Annotated in this window: 20 protein-coding genes; 16 read left to right on the top strand and 4 right to left on the bottom strand. The window is 73.0% G+C overall.

What is annotated here, in order from left to right:
• Nucleotides 1-25 precede the first annotated feature (25 nt).
• The 6 genes from EDD93_RS30900 to EDD93_RS30875 all read left to right on the top strand — a co-directional run bounded on the left by EDD93_RS30900 (nt 26) and on the right by EDD93_RS30875 (nt 6,857).
• Nucleotides 26-829: a creatininase family protein gene (locus EDD93_RS30900; protein ID WP_185092572.1), complete on the top strand. Its 804-nt coding sequence runs from the start codon at nt 26-28 to the stop codon at nt 827-829.
• Between the two features lie 41 nt (nt 830-870).
• The gene (locus EDD93_RS30895; protein ID WP_123528776.1) at nt 871-1,998 is read left to right on the top strand and encodes a mandelate racemase/muconate lactonizing enzyme family protein; all 1,128 of its coding nucleotides are present in this window, start codon (nt 871-873) and stop codon (nt 1,996-1,998) included.
• Nucleotides 1,995-2,414 (top strand): RidA family protein, encoded by a 420-nt coding sequence (locus EDD93_RS30890; protein ID WP_123528775.1) that lies wholly within the window; start codon nt 1,995-1,997, stop codon nt 2,412-2,414. The genes EDD93_RS30895 and EDD93_RS30890 overlap by 4 nt, the downstream gene beginning before the upstream one ends.
• A 305-nt stretch (nt 2,415-2,719) precedes the next feature.
• The gene (locus EDD93_RS30885) at nt 2,720-3,202 is read left to right on the top strand and encodes a DUF6643 family protein (protein ID WP_123528774.1); all 483 of its coding nucleotides are present in this window, start codon (nt 2,720-2,722) and stop codon (nt 3,200-3,202) included.
• 416 nt (nt 3,203-3,618) lie between these two features.
• On the top strand, nt 3,619-4,227 hold the full coding sequence (locus tag EDD93_RS30880) for a hypothetical protein (protein WP_123528773.1): 609 nt from the start codon (nt 3,619-3,621) through the stop codon (nt 4,225-4,227).
• A gap of 197 nt (nt 4,228-4,424) precedes the next feature.
• A complete protein-coding gene (locus EDD93_RS30875) occupies nt 4,425-6,857 on the top strand; it encodes a right-handed parallel beta-helix repeat-containing protein (RefSeq protein WP_123528772.1) in 2,433 nt (810 codons plus the stop codon).
• Here EDD93_RS30875 and EDD93_RS30870 read toward each other — a convergent pair.
• Nucleotides 6,817-9,198 carry a hypothetical protein gene (locus EDD93_RS30870; protein ID WP_123528771.1) on the bottom strand — a complete coding sequence of 794 codons (2,382 nt, stop codon included), beginning with the start codon at nt 9,196-9,198 and terminating at the stop codon, nt 6,817-6,819. The two genes, EDD93_RS30875 and EDD93_RS30870, sit on opposite strands and share 41 nt — an antisense overlap.
• Before the next feature lie 185 nt (nt 9,199-9,383).
• Here EDD93_RS30870 and EDD93_RS30865 point away from each other — a divergent pair, with 185 nt between their 5' ends.
• From EDD93_RS30865 to EDD93_RS30850, 4 genes are all read left to right on the top strand, one after another.
• Nucleotides 9,384-10,226 carry a DeoR/GlpR family DNA-binding transcription regulator gene (locus tag EDD93_RS30865; protein WP_123528770.1) on the top strand — a complete coding sequence of 281 codons (843 nt, stop codon included), beginning with the start codon at nt 9,384-9,386 and terminating at the stop codon, nt 10,224-10,226.
• A 79-nt stretch (nt 10,227-10,305) separates the two neighbouring features.
• Nucleotides 10,306-10,758: an SRPBCC family protein gene (locus tag EDD93_RS30860; RefSeq protein WP_123528769.1), complete on the top strand. Its 453-nt coding sequence runs from the start codon at nt 10,306-10,308 to the stop codon at nt 10,756-10,758.
• A 119-nt stretch (nt 10,759-10,877) separates the two neighbouring features.
• A complete protein-coding gene (locus tag EDD93_RS30855; protein ID WP_123528768.1) occupies nt 10,878-12,881 on the top strand; it encodes a hypothetical protein in 2,004 nt (667 codons plus the stop codon).
• Between the two features lie 117 nt (nt 12,882-12,998).
• A complete protein-coding gene (locus tag EDD93_RS30850; RefSeq protein WP_123528767.1) occupies nt 12,999-13,481 on the top strand; it encodes an SRPBCC family protein in 483 nt (160 codons plus the stop codon).
• A gap of 27 nt (nt 13,482-13,508) precedes the next feature.
• Here the strand turns inward: EDD93_RS30850 and EDD93_RS30845 are convergent, their stop codons facing one another.
• The gene (locus EDD93_RS30845; protein ID WP_123528766.1) at nt 13,509-14,660 is read right to left on the bottom strand and encodes a PLP-dependent cysteine synthase family protein; all 1,152 of its coding nucleotides are present in this window, start codon (nt 14,658-14,660) and stop codon (nt 13,509-13,511) included.
• A 229-nt stretch (nt 14,661-14,889) separates the two neighbouring features.
• Here EDD93_RS30845 and EDD93_RS30840 point away from each other — a divergent pair, with 229 nt between their 5' ends.
• Nucleotides 14,890-15,207 (top strand): hypothetical protein, encoded by a 318-nt coding sequence (locus EDD93_RS30840; protein WP_123528765.1) that lies wholly within the window; start codon nt 14,890-14,892, stop codon nt 15,205-15,207.
• Nucleotides 15,208-15,394: 187 nt separating this feature from the next.
• Nucleotides 15,395-15,916: an ATP-binding protein gene (locus tag EDD93_RS30835; RefSeq protein WP_185092594.1), complete on the top strand. Its 522-nt coding sequence runs from the start codon at nt 15,395-15,397 to the stop codon at nt 15,914-15,916.
• A gap of 63 nt (nt 15,917-15,979) precedes the next feature.
• Here EDD93_RS30835 and EDD93_RS30830 read toward each other — a convergent pair whose 3' ends face one another.
• Nucleotides 15,980-16,279 (bottom strand): SHOCT domain-containing protein, encoded by a 300-nt coding sequence (locus EDD93_RS30830; RefSeq protein WP_123528763.1) that lies wholly within the window; start codon nt 16,277-16,279, stop codon nt 15,980-15,982.
• Nucleotides 16,280-16,478: 199 nt separating this feature from the next.
• Between EDD93_RS30830 and EDD93_RS30825 the strand changes: the two genes are divergently transcribed.
• Genes EDD93_RS30825 through EDD93_RS30810 form a run of 4 tightly spaced genes read left to right on the top strand, consistent with a single transcriptional unit; the run spans nt 16,479 to nt 18,977 of the window.
• A complete protein-coding gene (locus EDD93_RS30825) occupies nt 16,479-17,048 on the top strand; it encodes a TetR/AcrR family transcriptional regulator (protein ID WP_260256007.1) in 570 nt (189 codons plus the stop codon).
• 42 nt (nt 17,049-17,090) lie between these two features.
• A complete protein-coding gene (locus EDD93_RS30820) occupies nt 17,091-17,489 on the top strand; it encodes a cupin domain-containing protein (RefSeq protein WP_123528761.1) in 399 nt (132 codons plus the stop codon).
• Nucleotides 17,490-17,499: 10 nt separating this feature from the next.
• Nucleotides 17,500-18,081, top strand: coding sequence for a DUF4865 family protein (locus tag EDD93_RS30815; RefSeq protein ID WP_123528760.1), 582 nt, complete (start codon nt 17,500-17,502; stop codon nt 18,079-18,081).
• Nucleotides 18,075-18,977: a phosphotriesterase gene (locus tag EDD93_RS30810; protein WP_123528759.1), complete on the top strand. Its 903-nt coding sequence runs from the start codon at nt 18,075-18,077 to the stop codon at nt 18,975-18,977. The genes EDD93_RS30815 and EDD93_RS30810 overlap by 7 nt, the downstream gene beginning before the upstream one ends.
• A gap of 67 nt (nt 18,978-19,044) precedes the next feature.
• Here the strand turns inward: EDD93_RS30810 and EDD93_RS30805 are convergent, their stop codons facing one another.
• Complete coding sequence (locus tag EDD93_RS30805) at nt 19,045-20,259, bottom strand: ROK family protein (RefSeq protein WP_123528758.1); 1,215 nt, start codon at nt 20,257-20,259, stop codon at nt 19,045-19,047.
• Between the last annotated feature and the right edge of the window lie 113 nt (nt 20,260-20,372).

The raw sequence follows: 20,372 nt of genomic DNA, 5'->3' as shown, positions 1-20,372 counted from the left end.
GCCCCCGATCCGGGGAGACAGCGGCATGACCCACCGGAATCTGACCGAGAGCACCTGGCGCGAGACCCGCGCCGCGGCCGCCGGCGGCATCGCGATCCTGCCGATCGGCTCGCAGGAGCAGCACGCCGAGCACCTGCCGATGGGCACGGACACGATGCTCGCGGACGCGGTGGTCTCCCGCGCCCTGGCCCTTTTGGCGGAGCGAGCCGCCGCCGGTGAGGACGTGCCGGAGCTGATCCGGCTGCCGACACTGCCGTACGGGCACAGCCCGCACCACCTGTTCGCCGCGGCACTGACCCTGTCGGCCCCGGTGCTCGGCACCGTCCTGGACGAACTGCTGGACTCGCTGGCCGCCTGCGGCTACCGCCGGGTCCTCGTCGTCAACGGCCACGGCGGCAACGACGAGATCATGCGCCTCGCGGTCAAGCGGTTCGCACTGCGCGCCGACGTGACCGCGGCGGCCTGCTCGTACTGGACCCTCACCGACACCGGGGAGGCCGGGACGGACCCGGAGGACGCCGAGCACGCCGGGCTGATCCCCGGGCACGCCGGCTGGTTCGAGACCTCGCTGATGCTGGCCGCCCGTCCCGAGCTGGTGCGGACCGGGCCGGCCGGGCGCGAGCCCGTCGATCCGCCGCCGCTGTTCGACACGCCGCCCTACCCCGGTCTGACCGTGGAGCGGCACGGCGAGTGGGAGCGGGTGGGCGGCTCCACCGACGACGCGTCCGGCGCCGACGCCGGGAGCGGGGCCCGTCTGCTGGAGCGCCGCGTCCTCGGCCTGACGCGCGCGGTACTCGCCTTCGACGCCGCCACCCGCCCCGCCGCGTGAACCGCCCCCGACCCGCCCCCACCGAGAGGAACCCGCACCGCATGAAGATCACCGAGGTCGACGTCCAGGTCGTCAACCTGCCTCTGGTCAACCCGTTCACCAGCTCCTTCGAGACGAAGACCGGGGAGACGCGCACCGTGGTGCGCATCAGGACCGACTCCGGCGTCGAGGGGTGGGGCGAGACGATGTGGGGCCGGCCGGTCGCCGCGATCGTCCGCGACCTGGCGAAGGACCTGATCGGGACGAGCCCGTTCGCCCTGGAGTCCTTCCACCGCCGCCACCACATGGTGCCGTTCTTCCACGGCTACCTCGGCTACGCGGCGCTCGCCGCGCTCGACGTCGCCTGCTGGGACGCCATGGGCAAGGCCACCGGCCAGTCGGTGACCGACCTGCTGGGCGGCCGGGTCCGCGACGAGGTTCCGCTGACCGCGCTGATCACCCGCGCCGACGCGCCCGGTGCCCGCCCCGCCGAGCTGCCTGGCGCCCTGGCCGAGCACACCGTGCGGGTGGTGGCCGAGGGCGGCTTCACGGCCGTGAAGCTCAAGGGCACCAAGGACGTGGAGGGCGACGTCGCCATCCTGCGCGCGGTGCGCGAGGCGCTGCCCGACGTGAACCTGCGCGTCGACCCGAACGCGGCCTGGTCGGTGCCGGACTCCATCCGGGCCGGCATCGCTTTGGAGGAGCTGGACCTGGAGTACCTGGAGGACCCGTGCGTCGGGATCGAGGGCATGAGCCAGGTCCGGCAGAAGGTCCGCATCCCGCTGTGCACCAACATGTGCGTGGTGCGCTTCGAGGACTTCGCGCCGGCGATGCGGCTGAACGCCGTCGACGTGATCCACGGTGACGTGTACAAGTGGGGCGGCATAGCCCCGACGAAGGCGCTGGCCGCACACTGCGAGACGTTCGGGCTCGGCATGAACCTGCACAGCGGCGGCGAGCTCGGCATCGCGACGGCCGCGCACCTCGCGGTGGTCGCGTCCACCCCGGTGCTGTCGCGCGCCATCGACTCCATGTACTACCTGCACGCGGACGACATCATCGAGCCGCTCACGCTGGAGAACGGCCGGCTCCGGGTGCCGGAGGGTCCCGGACTGGGTGTCACGGTCGACGAGGACAAGCTGCGCCACTACGCCGGCGTCAACGAGCGCGAGGGGGACCTGACCCGATGAGCACCGCTTCCCGGCCCGGCGCGGCCCCCGTCAAGCGCGCGGTGCACAGCGACCGCACACCGCCGCCGGCCGGCGGCTACAGCAAGGCGATCGCCGCCGGCCCGTACCTGTTCACCTCGGGCCTCGGCCCGCAGGACCCGGACACCGGGGCGGTGGCCGACACCGTCCAGGAGCAGACCCGCCAGGTCCTGGCGAACCTCCGCGCGCTGCTGCGGGCGGACGGCCTGGACCTGGACGACGTGGTGAAGTCGACGGTCCACCTCCAGCATCTGCGCCGGGACTTCGCGGCGTACGACGAGGTCTACCGGGAGCACTTCAGCGATCCGCGCCCGGTGCGCACGACCGTCGGTTCGGACCTGATGGACATCCTCGTGGAGATCGACGTGGTGGCGCTGCGGCGCGAGCCCGCCGCCTGACCGGGCGCGGAGGAGGAAAAGGGGAGGGAGCGGACCGCCGGACAGCGGGCGGCCCGCTCCCTCCCTTTCTTTCCGTGTTCATGATCGGCTCGGCGCCGAACTCCCTTAGCCGGGCGGCCGGCTCGCTTATCCGGATTTGACCAAGACCTATTCGCGTCCTGCGGAACCCCCGACTGAAAAGCCCCCTCTGTTAACGAAGGCTTTAACAATGTTCTGGCAGGTCAGGGGGGCAGAATCCGCGTAAAACGGATAACCCCAGGATTGGGACTCCCCAATCAGCACATCGTGGGCTTAACTTAGGTGGCATGACCTCCCCTCGCTCCACCTACGGTGGCGGCTACTACGCCGCGCCGTCGTTCCCCGACACTCCGATCTACGACTCCCTGGTCGCGGAGCGGGGCACCCCCCAGATCGCGCCGATCCGAGTGCCTGCGGCCTACGACACCGGCAACAGCTATCTGCCGGCGCTTCCGTCGGCCCTGCCGGCCCTCCCCTCGGCGCCCTCCCAGCCCACCCCGTCGTACGGCTACCCGCAGCCGGCCGCCCAGCAGGGTTACGCGCCGATGCAGCCGGCCCATCTGCAGCACGCCCCGGCGCCGTACATCCCGCAGCAGCCCGCCGCGAGCCGCGGTGGCTACCAGCCGCCGCCGCAACAGCACCAGCAGCCGCGGCCCGCACCCGGTACCGGCTACGAGTCGATGCGTCCCGCGTCCCCGCGGCCGGTTCCCGCGCAGTCGCCGTACGAGGACCCGTACAACCGCCCGTACCAGGGCGGCCGAGGGTACTAGGACCGGGAAAACCGTCCGGGGGCATTCAGGGGCCCTGAGGGGGTACACCGCCCCGCGGACGGCGGCCTGTCGGCTGCTGCTGGCAGAATGGGCGCATGCGCCCTGCCGTACCGAGTGCCGTCCTCAGCCGTCCGTTCGGAGTGCCGACGGCACAGACGACCGGCGAGAGTGCAGTCGAGCCATGGGGACTCGACGGCCGCCCTCGCCGGTCGCCCGCCTCCGCCGCGGGCGCGCGGGCCTCAGGAGGTCAGCAGCCGCCCCCCGCACGGGTGTCCGTGGCGAACGGCCCCCAGTGGGCGGGAACTCCCGGAGCCGGCCGATGCGTTGGACGGGGTGAGGTTGCTCTCTCCTCGCCGCTCCGGCGCGCGGACCGCACCGTATCGGGTTAAGACGGATACGGAAGGGGGTGCAGGACTGTGCGGGCACTTTCGGGAGTCTGGCGTTGGCGGCACAACCCTCTGCGCCGTGCCACGGACCGGCGCGAGGCGTGGGTGGCCCTGGCCGCGTTCGTGCTGCTCGTGGTGGCGTCACCGGCGCTCGGCTGGTTCTTCGGCTCGCTCGCCGATGACGCGTTGCAGGAATCGGTGCGCGCCCAGCAGGCGCGCACCCATCTCACCACCGCCGTCGTGGTGCACCGGGCCTCGGGTTCACGGCACTTCGTCGCCGACCCGGAGATCTCCACCGACCGCGCGGCCATGGTCACGGTGCTGGCCCGCTGGCGCGCACCGGACGGCACGGCCCGCAGCGCCACGGTGACGACCTCCGCACGCAACACCGCGCCGGGGACCCGGGTGAGGATCTGGACGGACCCGGAGGGGCATCCCGCACTGCGCCCCATGGACGCTCCGACGGCGCACACCCATGCCGCACTGGCCGGGCTCGGCGCCGCGATGCTCACCGCCCTGCTGATCGAGTCCGGACGGCGCCTGATCGTATGGCGCATGGTGCGGGCACGGTACGAGCGGCTCGACCGGGCATGGGCCAGGGCCGGTCCCGACTGGGGCAGGACGGGCACCGGCAGCTGAGCCGGGTGCGCCCCGCCCGGCAGGCTTTGCCCGTCACGGCACCGGGAGGGTGCCGATCAGGTCAACTCCCGCCCTCCGCGCGCGCTACGGTGGACCGGCCCGCCCGTCACTGCGGCGGGCGGACTTCTGGGTGGTCATCGCCGTGAGGCCGGTGACCAGGGCATCACACACGCACGAGGCGGGGGCACGTCAGCGCCATGGCACAGGGCACGGTCCAGGTGACGCACACCGGCACATCGCGGTGGCGGCGCCGCACTGGCGAATACGCCTCCCTCACCGCGGCCCTGGAGGCCGCGGCCGACGGTGATGTGCTCACCGTCGCGCCGGGCACCTACCGGGAGAACCTCGTCATCGCCCGCGCGGTGACGCTGCGCGGGCCCGAGGGCTCCCTTGGATCCGTCCGGATCGCCCCGGCCGACGGCGTACCGCTGACGCTGCGCGCCTCCGCCGTGGTCCAGGACCTCCACATCGAGGGCCAGGACTCCGCGGCCCCCGCCCTGCTGATCGAGGAAGGCGCCCCGGAACTCGCGGACCTGCGGATCGTGACCCGCTCGGCCGCCGGTCTGGAGGTGCGCGGTGCGGCCCGGCCGACCGTGCGCCGCTGCACCGTCGACAATCCGGCCGGAGTCGGCATCGCCGTACTCGACGGAGCGGGCGGTGTGTTCGAGGAGTGCGAGGTCGTCTCGGCCGGACAGTCCGGTGTCTCGGTGCGCGACGGCGCACACCCCCGCCTGGAGCGCTGCCGCGTCCATCACTCCTCGGGCGCGGGACTGTCCGTGACGGGCGAGGGCAGCGGGCTGGAAGCGGTCGGCTGCGAGATCTACGAGATCAAGGGCAGCGGAATACAGGTGGCCGCCCGCGCCTCCGCCCATCTCACCGACTGCACGGTCCACCGCACGTCGGCCGACGGGGTCACCCTCGACACCGACGCGGTGCTCACCCTGGCCGACTGCGACATCCACGACATCCCGGAGAACGCGGTCGACCTGCGTTCGCGCTCGGTCCTCACCCTCACCCGCTCCACGGTGCGCCGGTTCGGCCGCAACGGGCTCTCGGTCTGGGACCCTGGCACCCGGGTCGACGCCAACCAGTGCGAGATCCACGACAGTACGGGCGACTACCCGGCGGTCTGGGTCAGCGACGGCGCGACGGTGATACTGGATTCCTGCCGCGTCCACGACGTTCCGGACGCCATCTTCGTGCTCGACCGGGGCTCGCGCGCCGACGTCGTGGACAGCGACCTCTCCCAGATCCGCAACACGGCGGTATCCGTGAGCGACGGGGCGACCGCGCAGCTCGACGACTGCCGGATCCGTGAGACATCGACCGGCGCCTGGTTCCGCGACCACGGGAGCGGCGGCACCCTGAACAACTGCACCATCGACGCCGCCCAGACCGGCGTGATCGTCACCAAGGGCGCCGACCCGACGATCGAGCGCTGCACGGTCACCTCGCCCGCCGAGGCCGGTTTCTACGTGTCGGCCGAGGGCCGAGGCACCTTCCACGGCTGCCGGGTCACCGGCAGCGAGGGCTACGGCTTCCATGTGATGGAGGGCTGCCGCACGACGCTGACCCGGTGCCGCACCGAACGCTGTGCCCGCGGCGGTTACGAGTTCCCGGACGGCGGCGCCCAGGGCGACGGGTCCGGCACCGGTCCGGTCGTGGAGGACTGCACCAGCGACGAGAGCGCGCTGCGCACCGCAACTCCCCCGCCGCCGGCCGTCCTGACGGCGACCCAGACGACACCCGGACTGCTCGGGGCGGTCCCCGCGCCGCGTGCGGCCGGGCCCGTCGCCGCCCAGGCGCCGGCCGAGCCGGTGCGCACCTCGGGGGCGGTCCTGGGCGAGCTGGACACGCTGGTCGGGCTCGACAGCGTCAAGCGCGAGGTGCGCGCCCTCACCGACATGATCGAGGTGGGGCGGCGACGGCAGCAGGCCGGCCTGAAGGCCGCGTCCGTCCGCCGCCACCTCGTCTTCACCGGCTCCCCCGGCACCGGCAAGACGACCGTGGCCCGGCTGTACGGCGAGATCCTGGCCTCCCTCGGTGTGCTGGAGCGCGGCCATCTGGTCGAGGTGTCCCGGGTCGATCTGGTCGGCGAGCACATCGGCTCGACCGCCATCCGTACCCAGGAGGCCTTCGACCGGGCGCGCGGCGGCGTGCTGTTCGTCGACGAGGCGTACGCCCTGTCCCCCGAGGACTCCGGGCGGGACTTCGGCCGCGAGGCGATCGACACCCTCGTGAAGCTGATGGAGGACCACCGGGACGCGGTGGTCGTCATCGTCGCCGGATACACCAACGAGATGGAGCGGTTCCTGACCGTCAACCCCGGTGTGGCGTCCCGGTTCTCACGGACGATCACCTTCAGCGACTACGAGCCCCGGGAGCTGCTGCGGATCGTCGAGCAGCAGACCGAGGAGCAGGAGTACAGCCTGGCCTCCGGGACGGACGAGGCGCTGCTGAAGTACTTCACGGAGCTGCCCAAGGGGCCCGCCTTCGGCAACGGCCGGACGGCCCGTCAGACCTTCGAGTCGATGGTGGAGCGGCATGCGGGCCGGGTCGCCCAGCTCGCGGAGACGAGCACGGACGACCTCACCCTGCTGTATCCGGAGGACCTCCCGGAACTTCCCTGAGTTCGTGCCGGGGCTCGTCGGCCTGCTGGGGCAGGACCGGGGAAAGCCGTTCCAGGAGTGCGGCCCGCTCCCGGGCGAAGACCGGGTCGGCCTGGTAGTCGGAGTGGCCCAGCACCGGCTCGGGCAGCGGGTGCTCGGGGGTGCGCCCGTAGACCAGCGGGTCCTTCAGCGGGCCCCGGTCCACCTCGGGGCCGGACTCCTCACCCAGGCGGACCTCGCCGCCGATCGGGTCGGTGGCCCGCCACAGATTGCGCCAGCAGTGCACGGAGCGGTGCAGCCCGTGCAGCTGGGCGGGGCCGAAGTAGGCCGGGAACCAGCGTCCGTAGAGCCGCTCGATCGGTGAGCCGTAGGTCAGCAGGGCGACCCTGCGCCGGGTGGCGGCGGGCAGCTGCCAGACCGCGGACGCGGCCAGGACGCTGCCCTGGGAGTGGCCGGAGATGACGAGCCGGCCCTTGGTCCGTGCCGTCCAGCCGGACATGCGTGAGGCCAGGTCGGGGACGGCGCGCTCGGCGTAGCAGGGCGGTGCGAAGGGGTGCGCGGCGCGCGGCCAGAAGGTGCCGACGTCCCAGAGGATGCCGATCGTGCGCCGGGCGGAGGCGTCCCGGTAGGCGCGCCGGCCGCAGGCGACGAAGACCAGGAAGCCGAAGCCGATCATCCAGGAGCCGGTCGACTGCGCCGCCTCGGCCATCGATTCGACGAAGGGGCTGCTGCCGTCCATCGCGAGTCCCGGCACCTGTCCGCTCGCCCAGGCCCCGCCGACCGCCGCGGCGCCGAGCAGCAGGGTGGCGCCGGAGACCAGGCCGACGATGCCGGGCGCCGAGTCGGTGAGCGCGGCCGTGGCGCGGGTCAGGGCGATCTGCCTGGTACGGGCTGGGTCGGGCCGCCGCTCCTCGTACTCCGCGTCGACGGCCGGCTCCAGGCGGCGGGCAGTGAGGTAGGTCCGTACGCCGAGTGCGATGCCGGGGAGCAGGAGCAGCAACAGCAGCACGGGGATGACGGAGGCCTGCCAGCTGAGCAGGACCGGTGGTCCGTCGATGACGGCGCTGCGGCCCATACCTGGGCTGCCGGGCCCGTCGAGCCAGTCGGCCACCCGCTGGGCCACCCCGCCGGTCATCACGCCGCCCAGTGCGCAGGCGAGCATCGCGACCGCGGGGCCGCCGAGTCCGTGCATCACGGTGCGCGGCTCCGGGCTGCGCCGGTACAGGAGCCACGCCACGGCGGCGAGGACGACGACGAGGGCGCCCTGGGCGAGGGTGACCACGCGGAAGGTGATGTCGCCGGGGAGGGTGCCCGCCGACGCCCAGCCGGGGCGGGACCAGGCGGCGTGCACCGAGGCGAGGACGAGCAGGGTCAGCGCGGCCCCCGGCAGGTAGGTGATGACGGCGCGGTCGAGCCGGTTGTCGAGGCGCCGTTCGCTGCGGCCGCGCCGGCAGACGACCCAGAGCACGACGAGCATGCCCAGGACGAGCAGCGCCTCGATCAGCCGTCCGTACAGGGCCGGGACCGCGCCGTCGGCGGCCCGGTCGTGCCTGGCGGCGGCGCCCGCGACGGAGGCGGTGACGGTCAGGAAGCCGGCGGCGGTGTGGGCGGCGCGCAGCCGGGCGACGAGCCGGCGGCCGAACCAGAATCCGGGGCGCCCGAGCGCGGGCCGCAGGGGCTCGGCGGGGGCGCCGGCCACCGGCCCGCCGCCGTCGTCGTCCGGGACCGAGCCGGTCAGCGGGCGCTGGGACTCGTAGGCGCTCCAGGTACGGTTGGACAGGTACCAGAGCAGTCCCACCAGGGCGGTCGGCACCAGCGCCGCGAGGGCGAGCCGTCGGCCGGGCTGGGACCACCAGCCGCCCTGGGCGGCGGACAGGAATCCCAGCCACGAGCGCTGGTCGGAGCAGGCGTGCACACCGGCGCACTGCCAGGCGGTCAGATCGAGCGCGACCTCGCAGGCCGCGGCGGTCAGCAGGACGGTGAGGCTCAGCGCGACCAGCCGGACGAGCGCCCCGTAGAGCCGGATCGTGCGGGGGCGGCCGGTGGCGGCCGGGCGCATCCAGTGGGCGAGGTTGATCACCATGAACGGCAGCAGCAGGAGCCACAGTGCACGGGAGCCGTTGCCGGACGTGAGATTGGACCAGCAGTAGGCCTCGGGAATGGGCTGGTCCCGGTACCGCTCGGGGTGCTGCTCCGCGTCGACGTCGCCGGAGCGCCGGTATATGGCGGCGGTGGCGTCGCCGGTGACGCGCACCGTGCGCGGGTCGAGGAGCATCTCCTGGGGCGTGGTTCCGCCCACACCGTGGACCAGCAGTTCCAGCGCTGGTCCGGTGCTCTGCGGGGCCTGGGTGGGAGGTGGCACTGGGGTGACTCGCTCTCGCAGGGGGGAGGCCGGCTGATGGCCGGTCACCAGACTCGCGGCCGGGTGGCGGAATCCGTGCCGCTCTTACGAAATCTCCCCAGTGCGGCGGCCCGCGACACCGCGTGGCAGGATGAGCCCGTCCGAACGGACTCCTGCACGGCCACAGGGAAGGACCGGACCCGGCGTTGAGCGAGAATCAGAATCTGCTCGCGGAGCAGCGGCGTGCGCTGATCCTCGACGAGGTGCGCAGGCGCGGCGGGGTCAGGGTCAATGAGCTGACCCGCAAGCTGAGCGTCTCCGACATGACCGTCCGCCGGGACCTGGACGCGCTGGCCCGGCTGGGTGTCATCGAGAAGGTGCACGGCGGCGCCGTACCGGTGGTCGAGGCGAGTACGCACGAGCCCGGGTTCGAGGCGAAGTCGACGCTGGAGCTGACCGCCAAGGAGGACATCGCACGGGCTGCCGCCGCGATGGCCGTGCCCGGCAGTGCGATCGCCCTCTCCGGCGGCACCACGACCTACGCGCTCGCCCAGCACCTGCTGGATGTGCCGGACCTGACGGTGGTGACCAACTCGGTGCGGGTCGCCGATGTGTTCCACGCGGCGCAGCGTCCGGGGTCGCCGGGCGCCCGGCCGGGTGCCGCGACGGTGGTGCTCACCGGTGGGGTGCGGACGCCGTCCGACTCGCTGGTCGGCCCGGTCGCGGACCAGGCGATCGTCTCGCTCCACTTCGATGTGCTCTTCCTCGGCGTGCACGGCATCTCCGTCGAGGCCGGTCTGTCCACGCCGAACCTGGCGGAGGCCGAGACGAACCGGCGTTTCGTGCAGTCGGCGCGGCGCGTGGTGGTGGTCGCGGACCATACCAAGTGGGGAACGGTGGGGCTGAGTTCGTTCGCGACGCTCGAGCAGGTGAACACGTTCGTCACGGACGCGGGCCTGTCCGGGGAGGCCCGCGAGGAGATCGAGGAGCACCTGCCCGGTCTGGTCGTCGCGGGCCGGGACGCGGACGGCGGACCCGCGCAGGTCTGAGCGGCGGATCGGCCGGGCCCTCGGCGGCCTCGGATTCCGCTCAGCTCGCGGGAGGAGCGTGACGGCCTAGGATCGTGCTGTGGCCGTCTTCCGGATCGAGCGCTTCACTCCTCTTCCCGCAGCCGAGTCCTGGCGCCGGGTGACGGACTGGGAACGGCACGCCGCTCATGTCCCGCTGACCACGATCACGGTGCCCGACGGGCTGCCGACCCGGACCGGGACGGTCTTCGTGGCGCGTACCGGCCTCGGGCCGCTGGCGTTCGACGATCCGATGGAAGTGGTCCGGTGGTCGCCGCCGTCCGGCGGCCGGGCGGGGATGTGCCGTCTGGAGAAGCGCGGCCGGGTGGTGCTGGGCCGGGCGTCGATCGACGTGTATCCCACCCATGCCGGCTCCCACGTGGTGTGGGTGGAGGAGCTGAGTGTCCGGCTGCTGCCGAGGTGGGGTGATCCGCTGATCTCCGGTGCGGGGCGGCGGGTCTTCGGCCGGGTGCTCGACTCCATGCTCGACCGGCCGGCGCAGGGCTATCGGTGACAGGTGGGGCGGTCCGCACGGTGCTGACGGGTGCCCTGAGCAGGTGATGTGACCGTCACACGATCGAGTCGTTTGTCGGTGTGACGGTTTCCGCCTACGGCTCAGGAAGCACCGAATTCATGCCGATCCACCAACCGCAGCAGCGGTCCTCCGGCAGCAGCGAACGCCCCGGCGTCCCGCAGGCCGAGGCCGCGCTCGTGGAGCACTATCCGCGTCTCGTCCGGCTCGCCTATCTGGTGCTGCCGCCCGCCCTCGGCCGGCACCGCAGGGTGCTGGCCGCCCACGCCTCGGTGCAGCGTGCGCTGCCGGGGGTGGGTACGGCGCCCGAAACACCGGCGCCCGCCCGGGTTCCGGCCCAGACTCGCGGGGCGTCCCCCGGCCCCGCACCGGCCGTCGGTGTCACCTCCGCCTACGCCTGGATGCGGCTACGGGTACTGCGCACCGCGCTGGCCCACGAGCGGCGGCCGCGCTGGTGGCCGGGGCGGCTGCCGGCCCCGGCGGCGCTGCGCCCCTCGCTCCCGGCCGTCTGGGGTCTGCGGCTCTTCCCGCGGGCCGGCGGAGCGGCCGAACTGGCGCTGGACCAGGAGCTGTCGGCGGTGTCCGCGGCCGTCCGGGCGGCGTTCGCGCTGCGGCTGCTGGAGGAGCTGGACGAACCCGAGGCGCAGGCCCTGCTCGCCCGTGCGGACGCGAGGGACCCGGCGCGTGCGGTGCGGGCGGCCAGGCAGCTCGGGGCCGGCGACCGGGCGGGGGCCGAGGCACTGCTGCGTTCCGGGGAGTTCGACCCGTGCGTGGTCCAGACCCGGCCGAGCGATCTGCTGCGACGCCGGCACCGGATGAGGGTGGTGGCGGGCGTGGCGGCGCTGTGTGTGGTGGCGGGCGGTGTGGTCGCGCTGGCCGAGGAGGGTTCGGCGGTCCGCGTCCCCGGTGCCCGGAGCACGCTCGCGCCCGCCCTCGATCCGGCGGCGCTGCTGCGCACCGCCGCCGAGGAGTGGGCGGACACTTCACGTGTCGACTTCACCGCGTGGCCGGCCCGAGGCGACCGCACCGACGACCGGGAACTCCTCGGCCGGGCGCTGCGGGCCTGGGGCCGTACCCCGGGAGGCACCTCGGTCTCGACCACCCCGGGGGCCCTCCCGGTGCCCCCGGCCCAGCCGCCTCGGCTGCTGTACGCGGGTGAGGTGGACGGTGCCGCCGTGGTGCTGTTCCACGACGGCGGGGTACGGGTGGTGCGCTACGCGGAGCCGCTGTCCGGGACCGGGGCTCCCGCGCTGGACTTCGCCCGGACGGATGACGCCGACGTGACGACGGGAGCCGCGGTGGTCGTCAGCCGCAGCGGTGACCGTGCCCGCTATCTGCTGGCTCCCTGGATCTCGCAGACCACGACGCGCGATCTGCTGCGGCCGGACACTCCGGCCCGTGCGCTGAAGGTCGGGGCGGACGGCGTGACGGCCGCCGTCGCGCGTCCGTCGCCGGGCGGCAACTGCGACTCCTGGCCGGTGATGCAACTGCGCTCCTCCGAGCGCATCGTGGAGAAGCACGCCTTCCTCGTCACGGACCTGGGTGATCTTAATCCGGTGCATCTCACCTTCACCCCGAAGCCCGGCGGCGGCGCGCCCGCACGGCAGCCGAGGGAGGCGACGGGCGGTCCCGCGCTGCTGAGCTGGGCGCGCACCGCGTGCTCACTGCGGGCGCTGCGCGGGACGGGTGTGCGTGCGGTCAACAACTGGGACTTCGCCGAGCAGCGCCTGCCGGAGGGCGGCGCCCCGGCCCAGTGGGTCTGCACCCGGGCCGACACCTGGCAGGGCCCCGGACGCGTGCTGGTGCAGTTCCTGGCCCCCGATCCCTCGCTGAGCGCCCCGGCGACCGTGGTGGGCGACCGGCGCGACACGGCGCTGTGCAGCAGGTTCGGTCAGCACGTCCTGGGCGGCACGCACTGGAAGGCGCCCTCCGGGCGGTGGTACGTGCTGGCGGCGGGGAGCCGTGCGGTGGACCGGATCGAGGCCACCGGGGCGGTCCGCGAATCGGCGGCCGGTACGACGCTCGCGGTGCCGGCGGCACGGAACGCCTCGGTTGACCTGAAGGCCCGGCTGAGGGAGGGCGGTTCACTCACAGCGGTACGCTGACCGGGACCCTTCGTACGGACGGCCGGTTCGGTCGGCGTACCGCCGCAGACATCTGACGGTATGCCAGTTATGGTGTCAGCGGCCCGTCCGCCGCCGACCGCACGGGAGGTGCGTTCCATGGCACGCCGACTCCGCACGGTGGAACTCGACTTCATCGAGTCCGCTCCGCTGAGACTGGTCTTCGCCGCCGAGGTGGCCGCGCCGCCCGAGGCCGTGTACCGCGCGCTGGCCGATGACGTCGAGGCCACGCCCGAGTGGTTCACCCCGGTGACGGCGGCGCGGCCGGTCGACGCGGGCGCGGGACGCGAGGTACGGCTCCGGGGCGGGATCAGGTTCCGGGAGACGATCGTGGCCGCCGAGCCCGGCCGGCGGTACGCCTATCGGATCGACGAGTCCAACGCACCAGGGCTGCACGCCCTGGTGGAGGAGTGGCTGCTGACCCCGGCGGGCACCGGCACCCGGGTGCGGTGGACCTTCGCCGCCGACGGGTCGGCGCTGTTCCGGTTCACGTTGCGGCGGGCCCGGCCGGCGGTCGGCAGGTCGTTCCGGGACGCGGTGCGCAACCTCGGCCGGCGGCTCTCCGATCCGGCCGGGGGCTGAGCGGCGCAGCGTGCACTCCCGGGCGGATCAGGCCGTACTCCCCTGCTGGCCCGGCCAGTTGCCGGTCTCCAGGAAGTGGTCGATGGTCCGGGTGTAGGGATCGATGTCCAGGCCCTGGGCGGCCAGCCAGGAGTCGGAGTAGTACTTGTCGAGGTACCGGTCCCCGGGGTCGCAGATCAGGGTGACGATGCTGCCGGTCTCGCCCTGGGCGAGCATCTCCGCGACCAGCTTGAACGCGCTCCACAGCCCCGTCCCGGTGGAGCCGCCGGCCTTGCGGCCGATGGAGCGCTCCAGTGCGCGCACGGCCGCGACCGTGGCCGCGTCCGGGACCTTCATCATCCGGTCGATGGCTCCGGGGACGAAGCTCGGCTCCATCCTCGGTCTGCCGATGCCCTCGATCCGTGATCCGCAGTCGCTGGTGGCGAGCGGGTCGTGGTGGGTCCAGCCGTCGAAGAAACAGGAGTTCTCCGGGTCGGGCACACAGATCCGGGTGTCGTGCTGCATGTAGTGCACGTACCGCGCGATGGTCGCGGAGGTGCCGCCGGTGCCCGCCGTGGCGACGATCCAGGCGGGCTCGGGGTACCGCTCCAGCCTCAGCTGCTGGTAGATCGACTCCGCGATGTTGTTGTTACCGCGCCAGTCCGTGGCCCGCTCGGCATAGGTGAACTGGTCCATGTAGTGACCACCGGACTCCGCGGCGAGCGTGGCGGACTCCTCGTACAGCCTGCGCGAGTCGTCCACGAAGTGGCAGCGGCCGCCGTGGAATTCGATGAGCCGGCACTTCTCGGGACTGGTGGTGCGGGGCATGACGGCGATGAACGGCACCCCGATCAGCTTGGCGAAGTACGCCTCCGAGACGGCGGTCGAACCGCTCGATGCCTCGATCACCGGCTTTCCGGGTCGGATCCAGCCGTTGCAGAGCCCGTAGAGGAAGAGGGAGCGCGCCAGCCGGTGCTTGAGACTGCCGGTGGGGTGCGTCGACTCGTCCTTGAGGTAGAGGTCGATGCCCCAGCTCTCGGGCAGCGGGAAGCGCAGCAGATGGGTGTCGGCGGAGCGGTTGGCATCGGCTTGGACCTTGCGTACGGCCTCCTTGAGCCAGGCCCGGTACGCCAGGTCGGTGCGGTCGATGTCCACGGTGGCGACCGCTTCGCCGTCGTGTCTGTGCTCACTCGTGTCCATCAGCGCGCTTCTCCTCGTACGACCGGTCTCGGCGCGCCCCACGATATGCCCCCTACCTGCACAAACATTGACTTTGATACTCCATAGCCCTGCCTTGGTGTTGCGGGCGGGGCGCCTGCGGGAGCGGTCGCGGCGCAAATCCGTCATTGCGCCCCGCCCCGGTCTGGTGCAGCGGGGCCGGGTTGTGCACACTTTCATTCGGGGGCGTGACGAAGGGGGCGAAGGGACCATGTCCGAAACGGAGTTCAGTGAGACAGGTGTGCGGATCGACCGGTGGGCGCGGTCGCTCTCACGGGCCGGCCAGGTGACCGTCAAGGACGGCCGGCTGGCGCTGCTGACCAGCTACGGCCGGGAGATCGACAGCGCACCGGTGGGGACCGTGAGCACGGGCAGAGCGTGGTTCGCGGGCTCGGACGCGACGGTTGCCCGGGTCAACGGGACGCGGTACCGGCTGACGATGCCGCGGCGCCCGGGAAAGCCCGACGACGCCGGCCCGGCACGCCGGTTCCTCGAAGCGCTGCGCGGGGCGGCCTCCGTGCGTGGCTGACGGAGCGGGGCGGCGGGGGCACCGCGAGTTGCGGAGCCGTATCCCCTGAGCGACATTGGAGTCACGTCACTCATGGTTTACCGGCGGTGACACTGTGATCCAGGCCGCCGGCCCGGAATCAGCAGTCGGCCAGCTGCTGAATCCGTCCCTTCGTCTTCTTCCGGACCTATTTCGGGGAGTCGCAGCCGTGATCAGCGAGCCAAGCAGGCACTGCACGGTGGAGCTCCAGGCCCTGCCGTCGCGAATCGGTCAGGTCCGCAGAATCATCTCGGCGCAATTGCGCTACTGGCATCTCGATCCTTTGATCGACCATGCAGCGCTGGGCGTCACGGAACTGCTGACCAATGTCCACCGGCATGCACAGCCGGACAAATCATGCACCGTCGAGGTCGAGTTGCTGCTCGAACGGCTGACGGTGTCCGTTCACGACCACGACCCACGGCTACCGACCGTGCGCGAGGCCAACGACTCCAGTACCTCGGGTCGCGGACTCGCACTGATCGCCGCGGTCAGCGAGAGCTGGGGTGTCCGCCCCCGGGGCGGAGCCGGAAAGATCGTGTGGTTCACCCTTCCGGCCCCTTCCCTGTTCGCCGTCCAGCCACCGCATTCGGTGTACGGGGCGACGACCGACGGACCGTTCGACCTGAGCGGCATCATGTCGCCGGAGGGTGTGCAGCCCTCGGTGGCACGGTCCGTGTCGGTCGGCTGACACGACAGGAGCGGGGCGCCTCCGGGGCGCTCCGCTCCTGTCGCTCGCCCCGGGGAGCGACGGTCACGCCGCACGGTCCCTGCCGCGGGTGCCGAACTGCTCGTCGAGGACGGAGAGCCGGCGCCAGTACTCGTCCTCGTCGATCTCCCCGGCGGCGAAGCGGCGTCCGAGCAACTCGATCGGCGAGGGTTCAACGGGCCCGCCCGGTGCGGCCCGGACCTGCCAGGGGCCGCGCCCGCCACGTCCGCCCCGCCGGACGGTGCGGCGCACGAGCGTGACGACGCCGATGACGACGGCCGCCCAGATCAGCGGGAAGAAGAGGATCCACGGTCCGGGTCCGCCGTTGAAGGCCAGGGTGTTCATCTCGGTCAGCTCCTCGTTCGAGGGTTCTCGTCCACGTTCTTCTGTCACCTCCGAGCCTGTCTCCGAGCGGGGGTCAGCGTCGTCGTACGGCCGGCGGCCGTGCGCGTACCCCCACGGGAGCAGACTGCGGGCCGACGCCTGCTCCCGCCTCTTTCCTGGAGCCGTGGATTCTGTACCTACTAGTATGTACAGTGTCTTCATGAGCACTCCGGACCGTCTGATCGAAGCCACCCAGGAGCTCCTGTGGGAGCGCGGATACGTGGGTACGAGCCCCAAGGCCATCCAGCAGCGGGCGGGCGCGGGCCAGGGCAGCATGTACCACCACTTCAGCGGGAAGCCCGACCTGGCCCTCACCGCCATCCAGCAGACGTCCGCCGAGATGCGCGAGACGGCCGGGCGCACCTTCGACGCGCCGGGGTCGGCGTACGAGCGCGTCTCGCGCTACCTGCTGCGTGAACGCGACGTCCTGCGGGGCTGCCCCGTAGGGCGGCTGACGATGGACCCGGACGTCATCGCGAGCGACGAACTGCGGGCCCCCGTCGACGAGACGATCGCGTGGCTGCGCGGCAGGCTCGCCGCCATCGTCCAGGAGGGCCTGGAGCGCGGCGAGTTCCGCCACACCCTGGTACCGGACGACATCGCGGCGACGATCGTCGCGACGGTGCAGGGCGGCTACGTACTGGCCCGCGCCGCCGGCTCGACGGATGCCTTCGACGCCGCCGTCCGCGGTCTGCTCACTCTGCTCGCCCCCGCCACGGACGCTGCCTGAACCGCCGCCGCACGCGACCGACGCACAAGGAGCCCCGCACGGATGCGCATCACCAGGAACCGCCCCGGCACACAGGCCGGACCCCCCGAGCACTTCAACGGCAGTGTCTGGCTCGACGAGATCGCGGCGCCCGAACCACCGTCCCGGCTGAGGCTGTTCAGCGTGCACTTCGCGCCGGGCGGGCACACCGCCTGGCACACCCACCCGCACGGCCAGGTCCTCCACGTCACCGAGGGCGAGGGCCTGGTGCAGCGCCGGGGAGGTCCGGTGGAGCCGATCCGGGCCGGTGACACGGTGTGGATCGAGCCCGGCGAATGGCACTGGCACGGCGCCGCGCCCCGCAGCTTCATGACCCATCTGGCTCTCGTCGAGGCCGCCGACGACGGCGCCACCATCCACTGGCACCCCGAGGCCGCTGTCCCCGAGTACCCGACGGCCTGAGGAGCGGACGATGCACGCCATGCAGTACGAGATCACCCTGCCCGCCGACTACGACATGGGCATCATCCGGGACCGGGTGAGGGCCAAGGGCCCCCTCCTGGACGACTTCCCCGGCCTCGGCGTCAAGGCCTACCTGATCCGGGAGCGCGGCGAGGACTCGCCGGTCAACCAGTACGCGCCGTTCTATCTCTGGTCGACGCCCGAGGGCATGAACTCCTTCCTCTGGGGACCCGGATTCCAGGGCATCGTGCGGGACTTCGGGCGTCCGGAGGTACTGCACTGGACCGGGCTGTCGTTCGAGCACGGCCCCTCGTCGGCCGCACTCCCCCGCGCTGCCACCCGGAGCCGCTCACTCATTCCCCCGGCGACCGCCCCGGCCGACGCGGTCGGGGCCGCACTGGAGGAGAGCCGCCGGCGCGCGAAGCTGCCCGGCGCGGTCGTCACCGCGCTCGCCGTGGACCCCCGCCACTGGGAGCTGGTCCACTTCACACTCTGGGACGACCCCGCGCCCGGGGAACCCGGCGAGCGCTTCGAGGTACTCCACGTCAGCCGGCCGGAACGCGAGGAACTCAAGGAGGGGCGCCAGTGGTAGCCACGGTCCGCACCGTTCTCGGGGACGTCGACCCCGGCGGACTGGGCGTGTGCGACGCCCACGACCACCTCTTCATCCGCAGCCCCTCGCTGCCGGGCCAGGAGCTGGACGACCCGCAGGACGCCGCCCGGCGGCTCGGCGCCTTCAAGGAGTCCGGCGGCAACGCGGTGGTGCAGTGGACGCCCCACGGGATGGGGCGCGGGGCCGGATCACTGGCCGCGCTGTCCCGTTCGGCGGGCGTGCACGTGGTGGCGGCCACCGGGCTGCACCAGGCGGCGCAGTATCCGCCCGCGCGACTCGACCGGATCCGGGACCGGCTCGCCCCGCTCTTCGTCGCGGAGCTCACGGAGGGCATCGGCGCCTCCGGCGTACGGGCGGGACTGATCAAGGTCGCCGGCGCCTTCCACACGGTCGACGCGCACGCCCGGCTCACCATGACCGCGGCGGCCGAGGCCCATCACCGCACGGGCGCGCCGATCGCCGTCCACCTGGAGCTGGGCACCGCCGCGCTCGATGTGCTCGAACTGCTCTGCGGGGAACTGGGCGTCGCCCCGCAGCGGGTGATCCTCGGGCACCTGGGGCGCTCACCGGACGGCGCCGTGCAGCGGGACGCGGCACGGGCGGGGGCGTTCCTCGCCTTCGACGGACCGTCCCGGGCCAACCACGCGACGGACTGGCGGCTGCCCGAGGAGCTGGCTGCGCTGGCCGAGGCGGGATTCGGCGGGCAGCTGCTGCTCGGCGGCGACACCACCGTGCCGGAGACGCCGGGCATGCCGTACCTGCTGCGCCGGCTCCGTCCGCGCCTGGAGGAGTCCCTGGGGACGGATCTCGTGGAGGCGGCGCTGGTCGCCAACCCGGCCAGGGCCTTCGCCTTCGAACCGGTGCGCGAGGACTGAGGCCCGAAGCCTGCGGACGGCCGGCGGGCCGAGGCCCCGCCGGCCGTCCGCGCGCCCGCGCGTCCGCTCAGGCGAGTGCGCCCAGAGGGTCGTCCAGCACCGGCTGCCAGGCCAGCTCCGCCGCGCCGACCAGGCTGTTGTGGTCGAGGGTGCAGGGCAGGATCGGCACGCTGCCGCTGCGCCCCCACAGGCTGCGGTCGGCGACGACGGCCCGCAGCCGTTCCGGGTCGGCGTCGAGCAGCGCGCGGTGCAGCCCGCCGAGGATGATCCGGTCCGGGTTGAGGATGTTGACCAGCCCGGCGAGGCCGAGGCCCAGCCGGTCGATCAGCTCCTCGGCGGCGACGCGCACCGCCACGTCGTCGTACTCGTTGCGCAGCAGGTCCCCGGACTGCTTGAGGAGCGACTCCTCGGGGCCGGGCCGGCGCCCGGCCGCCGTGAGGAAGGCGAGCGGGTCGGTCTCCACGTCGAGGCAGCCCCGGCCGCCGCAGTGGCAGGGCCGGCCCTCCGGGTTGACCGTGAGATGGCCGACCTCCAGGGCCAGCCCCGAACTCCCGCTGTGCAGGCGGCCGTCCAGGACGAGCGCCCCGCCGACGCCCCGGTGGCCCGTGGCCACGCAGAGCAGGTGCTGGGCGCCGCGCCCGGCTCCGTGGCGGTGCTCGGCGAGCGCGGCGAGGTTGACGTCGTTGCCGGTGAACGCCGGTCCCGCGATGCCCGCTTCGCGCACGCATGTGGCGAAGATCTCGCGGACCGGGGCGCCCGCCGGCCAGGCGATGTGGAGCGGGTTGAGGGCGGTGCCCTCGGGCTCGGCCACCGCGGACGGCACGGCGAGCCCCGCCCCCACGCACCTCAGCCCGCTGTCCCGCAGCAACCGGGCGCAGTCGTCGACGACTTCACCGATGACCTGCGCCGGGTCGGCCGTAATGGTGACGCAGCCGGGAGCGGTCGCGACGAGGCGGCCGCCCAGGCCCACCAGGGCGGCCCGGAAGCCGTCCGAGTGGACCTGGGCCGCGACGGCCACCGGCCCGGACTCCCGCACCGCCAGCCGGTGCGAGGGGCGCCCCTGCGAGCCCGCGGCCGAACCGGGGCTGGAGTCCACCCTGATCAGGCCGAGCGCCTCCAGCTCCGCGGCGACCGCGCCTGCCGTGGCACGGGTGACGCCGAGTTCGGAGGTGAGGACCGCACGGGTGGGCGCGCGTCCGGTATGGACCAGTTCCAGCGCGGGGCCGAGCGCGCTGCGGCCCCTCTCCAACTTCGTCCGGGTGGTGGTCGCCTTGCCGTTCATGGGGGCGAGTCTCCCATGATCCGGAGGCGTCGCCGACGCCGTGGTGGCCGGGTTCCTCCCCCGCGCGGCCACCGCCGGCAGCCGTCTTGCGTCCGTTGTCCACGGGCCTCTAT

It is taken from the genome of Streptomyces sp. 840.1, assembly GCF_003751445.1.
Taxonomy (GTDB): domain Bacteria; phylum Actinomycetota; class Actinomycetes; order Streptomycetales; family Streptomycetaceae; genus Streptomyces.
This window is presented reverse-complemented; position numbering and strand designations above follow the sequence as displayed.

Excerpts from the sequence above, each read along its gene's own strand:
- EDD93_RS30900 (WP_185092572.1), top strand. The coding sequence starts at position 26 with ATGACCCACCGGAATCTGACCGAGAGCACCTGGCGCGAGACCCGCGCC.
- EDD93_RS30895 (WP_123528776.1), top strand. The coding sequence starts at position 871 with ATGAAGATCACCGAGGTCGACGTCCAGGTCGTCAACCTGCCTCTGGTC.
- EDD93_RS30890 (WP_123528775.1), top strand. The coding sequence starts at position 1,995 with ATGAGCACCGCTTCCCGGCCCGGCGCGGCCCCCGTCAAGCGCGCGGTG.
- EDD93_RS30885 (WP_123528774.1), top strand. The coding sequence starts at position 2,720 with ATGACCTCCCCTCGCTCCACCTACGGTGGCGGCTACTACGCCGCGCCG.
- EDD93_RS30875 (WP_123528772.1), top strand. The coding sequence starts at position 4,425 with ATGGCACAGGGCACGGTCCAGGTGACGCACACCGGCACATCGCGGTGG.
- EDD93_RS30855 (WP_123528768.1), top strand. The coding sequence starts at position 10,878 with ATGCCGATCCACCAACCGCAGCAGCGGTCCTCCGGCAGCAGCGAACGC.
- EDD93_RS30850 (WP_123528767.1), top strand. The coding sequence starts at position 12,999 with ATGGCACGCCGACTCCGCACGGTGGAACTCGACTTCATCGAGTCCGCT.
- EDD93_RS30845 (WP_123528766.1), bottom strand. The coding sequence starts at position 14,660 with ATGGACACGAGTGAGCACAGACACGACGGCGAAGCGGTCGCCACCGTG.
- EDD93_RS30840 (WP_123528765.1), top strand. The coding sequence starts at position 14,890 with ATGTCCGAAACGGAGTTCAGTGAGACAGGTGTGCGGATCGACCGGTGG.
- EDD93_RS30830 (WP_123528763.1), bottom strand. The coding sequence starts at position 16,279 with ATGAACACCCTGGCCTTCAACGGCGGACCCGGACCGTGGATCCTCTTC.
- EDD93_RS30825 (WP_260256007.1), top strand. The coding sequence starts at position 16,479 with ATGAGCACTCCGGACCGTCTGATCGAAGCCACCCAGGAGCTCCTGTGG.
- EDD93_RS30820 (WP_123528761.1), top strand. The coding sequence starts at position 17,091 with ATGCGCATCACCAGGAACCGCCCCGGCACACAGGCCGGACCCCCCGAG.
- EDD93_RS30815 (WP_123528760.1), top strand. The coding sequence starts at position 17,500 with ATGCACGCCATGCAGTACGAGATCACCCTGCCCGCCGACTACGACATG.
- EDD93_RS30805 (WP_123528758.1), bottom strand. The coding sequence starts at position 20,259 with ATGAACGGCAAGGCGACCACCACCCGGACGAAGTTGGAGAGGGGCCGC.